General features: G+C 68.8%; 10 protein-coding genes. 3 read left to right on the top strand and 7 right to left on the bottom strand.

Annotated features, from left to right (window positions below; translation table 11 throughout):
• The 5 genes from IP86_RS09940 to rsmI form a co-directional block, all read right to left on the bottom strand.
• Window positions 1–1,280 (bottom strand): YifB family Mg chelatase-like AAA ATPase (locus tag IP86_RS09940; RefSeq protein ID WP_054162364.1); only part of this gene is annotated, 1,280 nt, incomplete at its 3' end.
• A gap of 98 nt (window positions 1,281–1,378) precedes the next feature.
• Window positions 1,379–1,600, bottom strand: coding sequence for a hypothetical protein (locus IP86_RS09935; RefSeq protein ID WP_054162363.1), 222 nt, complete (start codon window positions 1,598–1,600; stop codon window positions 1,379–1,381).
• 294 nt (window positions 1,601–1,894) lie between these two features.
• Window positions 1,895–2,836: a glutathione synthase gene (gene gshB / locus IP86_RS09930; protein ID WP_054162362.1), complete on the bottom strand. Its 942-nt coding sequence runs from the start codon at window positions 2,834–2,836 to the stop codon at window positions 1,895–1,897.
• Between the two features lie 68 nt (window positions 2,837–2,904).
• The gene (locus IP86_RS09925; protein ID WP_054162361.1) at window positions 2,905–3,306 is read right to left on the bottom strand and encodes a YraN family protein; all 402 of its coding nucleotides are present in this window, start codon (window positions 3,304–3,306) and stop codon (window positions 2,905–2,907) included.
• Entirely contained in the window at window positions 3,278–4,246 is a 969-nt protein-coding gene (rsmI, locus tag IP86_RS09920) for a 16S rRNA (cytidine(1402)-2'-O)-methyltransferase (RefSeq protein WP_054162360.1), read from the bottom strand. Before rsmI ends, IP86_RS09925 begins: the two co-directional genes overlap by 29 nt.
• 233 nt (window positions 4,247–4,479) lie before the next feature.
• Between rsmI and IP86_RS09915 the strand changes: the two genes are divergently transcribed.
• Complete coding sequence (locus IP86_RS09915; RefSeq protein WP_054162359.1) at window positions 4,480–5,682, top strand: penicillin-binding protein activator; 1,203 nt, start codon at window positions 4,480–4,482, stop codon at window positions 5,680–5,682.
• Window positions 5,683–5,731: 49 nt separating this feature from the next.
• Here IP86_RS09915 and tesB read toward each other — a convergent pair whose 3' ends face one another.
• Window positions 5,732–6,607 (bottom strand): acyl-CoA thioesterase II, encoded by an 876-nt coding sequence (gene tesB, locus IP86_RS09910; RefSeq protein ID WP_054162358.1) that lies wholly within the window; start codon window positions 6,605–6,607, stop codon window positions 5,732–5,734.
• A 103-nt stretch (window positions 6,608–6,710) separates the two neighbouring features.
• On the opposite strand from tesB, the gene IP86_RS09905 reads away from it, so the two are divergent.
• Complete coding sequence (locus IP86_RS09905) at window positions 6,711–7,988, top strand: ubiquinone biosynthesis hydroxylase (protein WP_283804774.1); 1,278 nt, start codon at window positions 6,711–6,713, stop codon at window positions 7,986–7,988.
• A gap of 69 nt (window positions 7,989–8,057) precedes the next feature.
• Window positions 8,058–8,609, top strand: coding sequence for a DinB family protein (locus tag IP86_RS09900; RefSeq protein ID WP_245290583.1), 552 nt, complete (start codon window positions 8,058–8,060; stop codon window positions 8,607–8,609).
• Here the strand turns inward: IP86_RS09900 and IP86_RS09895 are convergent.
• Window positions 8,606–8,803: a Trm112 family protein gene (locus tag IP86_RS09895; RefSeq protein ID WP_054162356.1), complete on the bottom strand. Its 198-nt coding sequence runs from the start codon at window positions 8,801–8,803 to the stop codon at window positions 8,606–8,608. The genes IP86_RS09900 and IP86_RS09895 overlap by 4 nt on opposite strands.
• Window positions 8,804–8,846 lie beyond the last annotated feature (43 nt).

The raw sequence follows: 8,846 nt of genomic DNA, 5'->3' as shown, positions 1-8,846 counted from the left end.
AGCCCGGCGTAGCGGCGGCGCTGCACGTCGCGCGCCGCCGCCACACGGGCCGCGACTTCGGCCGATCCTTCCGCTGCCGGCGGCAGGATCAGGTCGGCAGCCGTCACGGCCGGGACTTCGATGCGCAGGTCGATACGGTCCATCAGCGGACCGGAAATCCGCGACTGATAGTCGGCGCTGCAGCGGTCGACCCGGCCGCGCTTGCAGGCGTAGCCCGGTTCATAGGCGCGGCCGCAGCGGCACGGATTCATCGCCGCCACCAGCATCACCCGCGCCGGATAGGTGACGCGGGCATTGGCGCGCGACACCGCGACCTCGCCGGTCTCGAGCGGCGCCCGCAGCGAATCCAGCACGCGCGGATCGAACTCCGGCAGTTCGTCGAGAAACAGCACGCCCTGATGCGCCAGCGAGATCTCGCCGGGCCGCGCCTTGAGGCCGCCGCCGGTCAGTGCCGCCATGCTGGCCGAATGGTGCGGCGCCCGGAACGGCCGCCGCGCCGTCAGCGCGCCGTCGCGGATTTCGCCCGCCACCGAGGCGATCATCGACACTTCGAGCAGTTCGGCCGGCGACAGCGGCGGCAAAATCGACGGCAGCCGCGCCGCCAGCATCGATTTGCCGGAGCCGGGCGAGCCGACCATCATGAGGTGATGGCCGCCGGCGGCCGCGATCTCCAGCGCCCGCTTGGCGCTCTCCTGGCCCTTGATGTCGCGCAGGTCGAGCGTCGAGGCTTCGGCCTCGTGCACCCGCGGCTGCGGCCGGCCGAGCAGCTGCGTGCCCTTGAAATGATTGGCGAGCTGGATCAGCGAGGTTGCGGCGATGATCTGCAGGTCGGGGCTGGCCCAGGCGGCTTCGGAGCCGCAGGCCGCGGGGCAGATCAGGCCCTCGTCGCGGGCATTGGCGGCGATCGCGGCGGGCAGCACCCCGGCCACCGGCGCAATCGAGCCGTCGAGGCCGAGCTCGCCCAGCACGGTAAAGCCGTTGGTCGCGTCCGACGGGATCGCGCCGATCGCCGCCATCAGGCCAAGCGCGATCGGCAGGTCGTAGTGGCTGCCTTCCTTGGGCAGATCGGCCGGCGCAAGATTGACGGTGATGCGCCGCGCCGGCAGCGCCAGACCGGAGGCGATCAGCGCCGAACGCACCCGCTCGCGCGCTTCGGACACCGCCTTGTCGGCCAGCCCGACCACCGCGAAGGCCGGCAACCCAGGCGACACCTGGACCTGGACATCGACCGCGCGGGCCTCGATGCCTTCGAAAGCCACCGTGGATACGTGCTGGACCATGACGCCCCCTGCCGACGCCAAACGCTAGCGCGGGTCATGGAACCGCGCAAGAACATTAAGTGAACATCGTTCTCAGGACGGCGGGCGGCTACACCGCCTCAGGCCGACTTCTTGAGCTTGCTCTCGAGCGCGATCTCGGTGAGGTCGACTTCGAGCCGGGCCATCATCAGCAGCTGGACCGCCGAGCCGATGCCGAGATCCTCGGCCTGCTCGATCGCCCGGTTGATGGTGGAGGCCAGAGCATCCACAGATACCGCCTTGGTTCGTCCGGTCTCGGCGGAGATCGGGCGACTGGTCCGGGGTTTGGTGGACGAGCTCATGTCGCCACCTGCTGATGACGACGACAATGACAGCCGATCAGGCTGACTCGGCCGAGCCGGGCTGAAACGGCCGGGCTTCGGCGACGCGCAATGAGAACCTGCAATGCTGGATCTCCCGGGCAATATGGGATCGGGCGGAGAAGCGCCACGACCAGGTCCGAACAACCAATACCTGAAAACCAAAGGTTAGAGGCGGAAACGACGAAGCGCCAGAGCGAAGACGCGGCGTCGGCCCGTCTACTACTTTTTACTTAGATACAAGAGATGACTTAGTTGTCCCAAATGTGCGTGACGTCACGCCCGCTTGGCCTCGACAACGTCCCAGACTCGCGCCGCGATGTCCGGTCCGCCGAGCCGCGCAACGGCGCGAATACCGGTCGGCGAGGTGACGTTGATCTCGGTGAGGTAACCGTCGATTACGTCGATACCGACAAACAGCAGCCCCCGCTCGCGCAGCTTCGGACCGAGCGCCGCGCAGATCGCGCGCTCCTTGTCCGACAGGTCGGTCGCCGCCGCCGCGCCGCCGCGCACCATGTTGGAGCGCAGATCGTCGGCGGCCGGTACGCGGTTGACCGCGCCGGCGAATTCGCCGTCGACCAGAATGATACGCTTGTCGCCGTGCTTCACTTCCGGAAGGAAGCGCTGGATCACCCACGGCTCGCGGAACGTCACCGCGAACATGTCGTAGAGCGAGCCGAAATTGATGTCCTGCGGCAGCACGCGAAACACCGCGGCGCCGCCATGGCCGTGCAGCGGCTTCATCACCACGGCACCATGCTCTGCGCGGAACGCGTTGATCTCGTCGAGGTTGCGGCTGATCAGCGTCGGCGGCATCAGCTCGGCGAAATCCATCACGAACAGTTTCTCCGGCGCGTTGCGCACGCTGGCCGGATTGTTGACCACCAGCGTCGCCGGATGGATGCGCTCGAGCAGATGGGTCGAGGTGATGTAAGCGAGATCGAACGGCGGATCCTGGCGCAGCAGCACGACGTCGAAGCCGCGCATGTCGACGCGCGTCGGCTCACCCAGCGTGAAGTGATCGCCCTCCTGGTCGCGCACCTGCAGCGACTGCACCGAGGCGACGACGTCGGTGCCGCGCAGCGACAGTTTGTCGGGCGTGAAGTACGAGATCGCATGGCCGCGCTTCTGCGCTTCGAGCAGCAGCGCGAAGGTGGAATCGCCGCGGATGTTGATCCGCGCGATGGGGTCCATCTGGACGGCGATCTTCAAGGTCATGCACAGCTTCCGGGATTGCGAACCAAAGGACGTCGGCCGAACGGCTATCGGCCGATCGGCCATTGCGGTCAAGCGCTGGCGTCGAACGCCGCCGGCAGATGCTGCGGCAGCCGCTTCGGCGCCACCAGCACGGCGTCGAATCGCAGCTCGAAGGCGGCGTGGTCGGGATGCTGCATCAGCCAGGCTTCGGCGGCCGCGATGATGCGCTGCTGCTGCCGCGGCGTCACCGCATAGGCGGCATCGTCGAGCCGCGCCCGCGCCTTGACCTCGACGAAGGCGACGAGCTGGCGCCGCTGCGCCACGATGTCGATCTCGCCGTACGGCGTTTTGAAGCGGCGCGCCAGGATGCGGTAGCCCTTCGCCATCAGCAGCGCGGCGGCGCGTGCCTCGGCCGTGAGGCCGGTCTGGAACGCGGCGACGCGTTCGGGTGCGGGCGTGCCGTCAGGTTTGGCCATCTTCGGTTTCGCCATCTTCGGCCTCGCGTTCCCGCACCAGTTCGAGCGCGCGGGCATAGATCTCGCGGCGCGGCCGGCCCGAGATCTCGACCGCCTGCGCCACCGCGTCCTTGACGCTGGCACCCTGCAGCGCGTCGCGCAGCCAGGCGTCGAGCGCATCCGGCGTCATCGCCTGCGCGGCCGCATCGGGCGGGCCGATCACCACGACGAATTCGCCGCGGGTGTCGAGCGTCTCCGCCGTCTCGGCCAGCTGCTGCAGCGGCGCGCGGCGGACTTCCTGATGCAGCTTGGTGAGTTCGCGGCACACCGCGGCGTCGCGATCGCCCAGCACCTCGGCAAGATCGCGCAGGCTGGCGTGAATTCGGCTGCCGGCCTCGAACAGCACCAGCGTGGCGTCGATCGCCGCGAGTTCGCCGAGCCGATTGCGGCGCGCGCCCTGCTTCGGCGGCAGGAAGCCGTCGAAGAAGAACCGGTCGGTCGGCAGCGCCGCCAGCGTCAGCGCCGCCAGCACCGCCGAGGCGCCCGGCAGCGCGATCACCTCGTGGCCGGCGGCGGTGGCTTCGCGCACCAGCTTGAAGCCGGGGTCGGAGATCAGCGGCGTGCCGGCGTCCGACACCAGTGCCACCGAGCCGCCGCGCGCCAATCGCTCGAGGATCTTGGGCCGGGCCTGCGCCGCATTGTGCTCGTGATAGGCGGTGAGCGGCGCCGCGATGCCGTAGCGCTCGGTTAGCCGGTGGGTGATGCGGGTGTCCTCGCAGGCGATCAGATCGACGCTGGCGAGCGTCTCCAGCGCCCGCAGCGTGATGTCGCCGAGATTGCCGATCGGGGTCGCGACCAGATGCAGGCCCGGCGCGGCGCGCGGCGCGATCAGCTTCTGGCCCGCCACCAGGAAGCTTCGCGCTTCGGCATCGGCGGGCGAATCGGTCGGGGCGGAGGGCATCGGTCGGGCGCGCATGGCCCTAGTCTAGGGGAAAGGCGCGATACCGGACATCACATTCGTCGGGGTCGGGCGGTCCGTCTAAACCTTTTGTTTTGGTTAATCATTCCCCGAGATTATGATGAGCTGTCCGCCCGCGGGAGGATCGGACCCGGCCGCCGCCTCGGCCGGGCGGGGACATCGGGACTTACAATCAGTGCGACCGCGGCGGTCGGCGTCAGCCGGCCCCGAGAGTCGTCCGAAGAGGTGACATGGCAGAGCTGCGCGACTCCAGTATGAAGCCGCTGCGAACGACCCGCCGGACGGCCGTCGGCCTGATCCTCGGCGCGCCGATGCTGGCGGCGTGCTCGGGCGTGCAGCAGACGTTGACCAGCCAGTTCGGCCAGCAGCCGCCGGACGCGGCGCAGCCGCAACAGCAGGCGCAGGCGGTCGGCAACGGCCGCGTCAAGGTCGGGCTGGTGTTGCCGCTGTCGGCGCCCGGCAATGCCGGCGTCGCCGCGACATCGATGAAGAACGCCGCCGAGATGGCGCTCGCCGAGTTCAACAATCCGGACATCCAGCTGCTGGTGAAGGACGACACCGGCAATCCGCAGGGCGCGCAGTTCGCCACCCAGCAGGCGCTCGACGAGGGCGCCGAGATCATCCTCGGGCCGCTGTTCGCGCAGTCGGTTCCGGCCGCAGCCTCGCTGACCCGCCAGCGCAACATCTCGATGATCGCGTTCTCGACCGATTCGAGCGTCGCCGGCCGCGGCGTGTATCTGCTGAGCTTCCTGCCGGAGTCCGACGTCAACCGCATCATCGGTTACGCGGCGAGCGCCGGCAAACGTTCCTACGCGGCGCTGCTGCCCGACAACGCCTATGGCAGCGTGGTGGAGGCGGCGTTCAAGCAGGTCGTCAGCAGCAAAGGCGGCCGTGTCGCCGCCTTCGAGAAATACGGCGCCGATCGCGCCGGCGCGGCACGCACCATCGCGCAGGCGCTGACGGGGGCCGATGCACTGCTGCTCGCCGACGACGGCGACGCGCTGGCCGGCGTCGCCGATGCGCTGACCGCGGCGGGCGCGGATCTGCGCCGGCTGCAGCTGCTCGGCACCGGCCTGTGGGACAATCCGCGGGTGTTCGCGACGCCGGCGCTGCAGGGCGGGCTGTATGCGGCGCCCGATCCGGCCGGCTTCCGCAATTTCTCCGGCCGCTATCGCACCCGCTATGGCCAGGACCCGGTGCGCACCGCGACGCTGGCCTATGACGCGGTGGCGCTGGTCGCTGCGCTCGCTCGCACCCAGGGTAACAAGCGGTTCTCCGGCGAGGTGCTGACCAATCCGTCCGGCTTTGCCGGCATCGACGGCCTGTTCCGCTTCCGCCCCGACGGCAGCAACGAACGCGGCCTTGCGGTGATGAAAGTCGCCGCCGGTGGCGCCCAGGCGGTGGCCGGCTCGCCGAAGAGCTTCGGCGCGTAGGTCGGCCGGCGTCAGCGCGCGCCGGGCGAGCTTCGATCGAGGTTGTGGCTCACCCCTTCGGGGGCTCGCGCCGCTGCCGCACCGAGCCCTCCTGGACCACCGACGCCACCAGCGTGCCGTCGGCCTTGTAGATCATGCCGCGGGTCAGGCCGCGGCCGCCCTGGGCGGAGGGCGAGTCCTGCGCGTAGAGCAGCCATTCGTCGGCGCGGAACGGGCGGTGAAACCACATCGCGTGATCGAGGCTGGCCGGCATCATCCGCTTATCGAACAGCGTGCGGCCGTAGCGCGCCATCACCGCGTCGAGCAGCGAGAAGTCCGACGCATAGGCCAGCGCACACATGTGCAGCGCCGGATCGTCCGGCAGCTTCGCGGCGGTGCGGATCCAGACGTGGATGCGGCCGTCGTCGATCTTCTGGCCGAAATAGCGCTTGAGCTCGACCGGGCGCAGCTCGATCGGCCGGTCGCTCTCGTAGTAGCGCTTGATGAAGTCCGGCATCTCCTTGAAGAACGGCTGCTTGGAGATTTCTTCGGCCGTCAGCGCCTCCGGCGGCGGCACGTCCGGCATCTTGTCCTGGTGGTCGAACTCGGTCTCCTCGTCGTCGTGGAACGACATCATCAGCGAGAAGATCGCCTGGCCGTGCTGGATCGCGGTGACGCGGCGGGTGGTGTAGCTCTTGCCGTCGCGCAGCCGCTCGACCTCGTAGATGATCGGCACCTGCGGGTCGCCCGGCAGGATGAAATAGCAATGCAGCGAATGCGGCAGCCGGTTCTCGACGGTGCGGCAACCCGCCACCATCGCCTGGCCGATCACCTGGCCGCCGAACACCCGCTGCCAGCTGGTCTTCGGGCTGGTGCCGCGGAACAGGTTCACCTCGAGCGGCTCGAGATCGAGAATCGAGATCAGGTCGATCAGGCTCTTGGACATCGGCGCTGTCTCCCGGGAGTGGACAGCGGGCGATTTCCCCCTGTCGTCGAGGTCTGGTAGAACCGGGCGGCAAGCCACGGTTGTTCCTGCCTGTTTCGCCCAGCTGCAGCGATGGCGCAAGAACTCCGCGCGCAAGAATTCTGGTCGACGAGAGAGAAAAATGACGGCACCGCGAAGCATTGTCATCGGAGGAGGCGCATTCGCCGGTCTGGCACTGGCGCTGGCGCTGCGTCAGGGGCTCGGCCCCGACGTGCCGGTGATCGTCGCCGATCCGGCGCTGGCGCTGCGGCCGTCGCGCGATCCGCGCGCCACCGCGATCGTGGCGGCCTGCCGCCGGCTGTTCGAGGCGCTCGGCGTCTGGGACGAGGTGGCGCCGACCGCGCAGCCGATCATCGACATGATCGTCACCGACAGCGAGCTCGAAGACGCGACCCGGCCGGTGTTTCTCACCTTCGCGGGCGAGGTTCAGCCGGGCGAGCCGTTCGCCCATATGGTCGAGAACAAATATCTCAACGAGGCGCTGGCGGCGCGCGCCGAGGCCGAAGGCGTCGAGCTGCGCGCCACGCCGGTGACCTCCTACACGTCGCACGAGGGCGGCACCACGGTGACGCTCGGCGACGGCAGCGTGATCGAGGCGAGCCTCTTGGTCGCCGCCGACGGCGCCAGGTCGAAGCTGCGCGAGCGCGCCGGCATCGCCACCTATGGCTGGGACTACGACCAGTCCGGCATCGTCGTGATGGTCGAGCACGAGCGCGACCACAATGGCTGCGCCGAGGAGCATTTCCTGCCGGCCGGCCCGTTCGCGATCCTGCCACTGACCGGCAAGCGCTCGTCGCTGGTGTGGACCGAAAGCCGCCGCGTCGCCGCCGACATCGTCGCGCTGCCGCCGGCGCAATTCCAGATCGAGCTGGAGAAGCGCTTCGGGCTGCGGCTCGGCGAGGTCAAACCGCTCGACGCCCCGAAGGCGTTTCCGCTCGGCTATTTCGTCGCGCAATCCTTCATCGGGCCGCGGCTGGCGCTGATCGGCGACGCCGCCCACGTGATCCATCCGATCGCCGGGCAGGGCCTCAATATGGGCCTGCGCGACGTCGCGGCCTTGGCCGAAGTGATCGTCGATGCGGCGCGGCTCGGCATCGATCCGGGCCAGGCCGACGTGCTGGAGAATTATCAGCGCTGGCGCCGGTTCGACACCATGGCGATGGGCGTCGCCACCAACGGGCTCAATTTGCTGTTCTCGAACAAGTCGCCGCTGCTGCGCAGCGTCCGCGACATCGGTTTGGGATTAGTCGACCGCCTGCCGCCGCTGAAAGGCGCCTTCATCCGCCAGGCCGCCGGCCTCACCGGCGAAACGCCACGGCTGCTGAAGGGCGAGGCGCTGTAAGGGCGCTCCGCGGGCAATGCGGATAAGGATATCTCTCCCATCGGAGAGTCGCGGGCTCCGATGACCGGAATGATGACGCAGATGCAGGCCTATCACCATCCCTTCACGCAATTCGCCGTCTACAACCGCTGGGCCAACGCCCGACTCTATCAGGCCGCCTTGGCGTTGCCTGATGACGCCTACCGCCGCAGCGTCGGTGTGTTCTTCGGCAGCCTGCACGGCACGCTGAATCATGTGCTGGTCGCGGATCGGATCTGGCTCAAGCGCCTGACCGGCGAGGGCGATCCGCCGTCCCGGCTCGACACCATCCTGTTCGAGGACCGTCACGCGCTGGCAGCTGCCCGCGCCGCGGAGGACGAGCGGATCGTTCGCCTCATCGACGCCACCGACGTCGCGACGCTGCCGGAGTTCGTCGACTACGCGACGACGTCGGGCGTGACGCACCGGCAGGTGCGGTCGGACATTCTCCGGCATCTGTTCAATCACCAGACGCATCACCGCGGCCAGGCGCATGCCTGCCTGTCGATCCTCACCGGAGCCGAGCCGCCGACGTTGGATCTGCTGGCGTTTCAGCGCGGGGTGCCGGCGCCGGATCTCGCCGCGCTGGCCGCAGCCGGTTAGTCCAGTTTCCGCGCTTCTTCCGGCAGCATGATCGGGATGCCGTCGCGGATCGGGTAGGCGAGCTTGGCGCCGCGGGAGATCAGTTCCTGCCGGGCGGGGTCGAATTCCAGCCGGCCCTTGGTGATCGGGCACACCAGGATTTCGAGCAGCTTGCTGTCGACGGTGGTTTCGGGGCGCTCGGAAGCTGTCGTCATGGGGGGCGGACCGGACTGAGAAAGGAGCGGCAGTGATCGGACA

Origin of the sequence: Rhodopseudomonas sp. AAP120, assembly GCF_001295845.1 — a bacterium.
GTDB lineage: Bacteria > Pseudomonadota > Alphaproteobacteria > Rhizobiales > Xanthobacteraceae > Rhodopseudomonas.
This window is presented reverse-complemented; position numbering and strand designations above follow the sequence as displayed.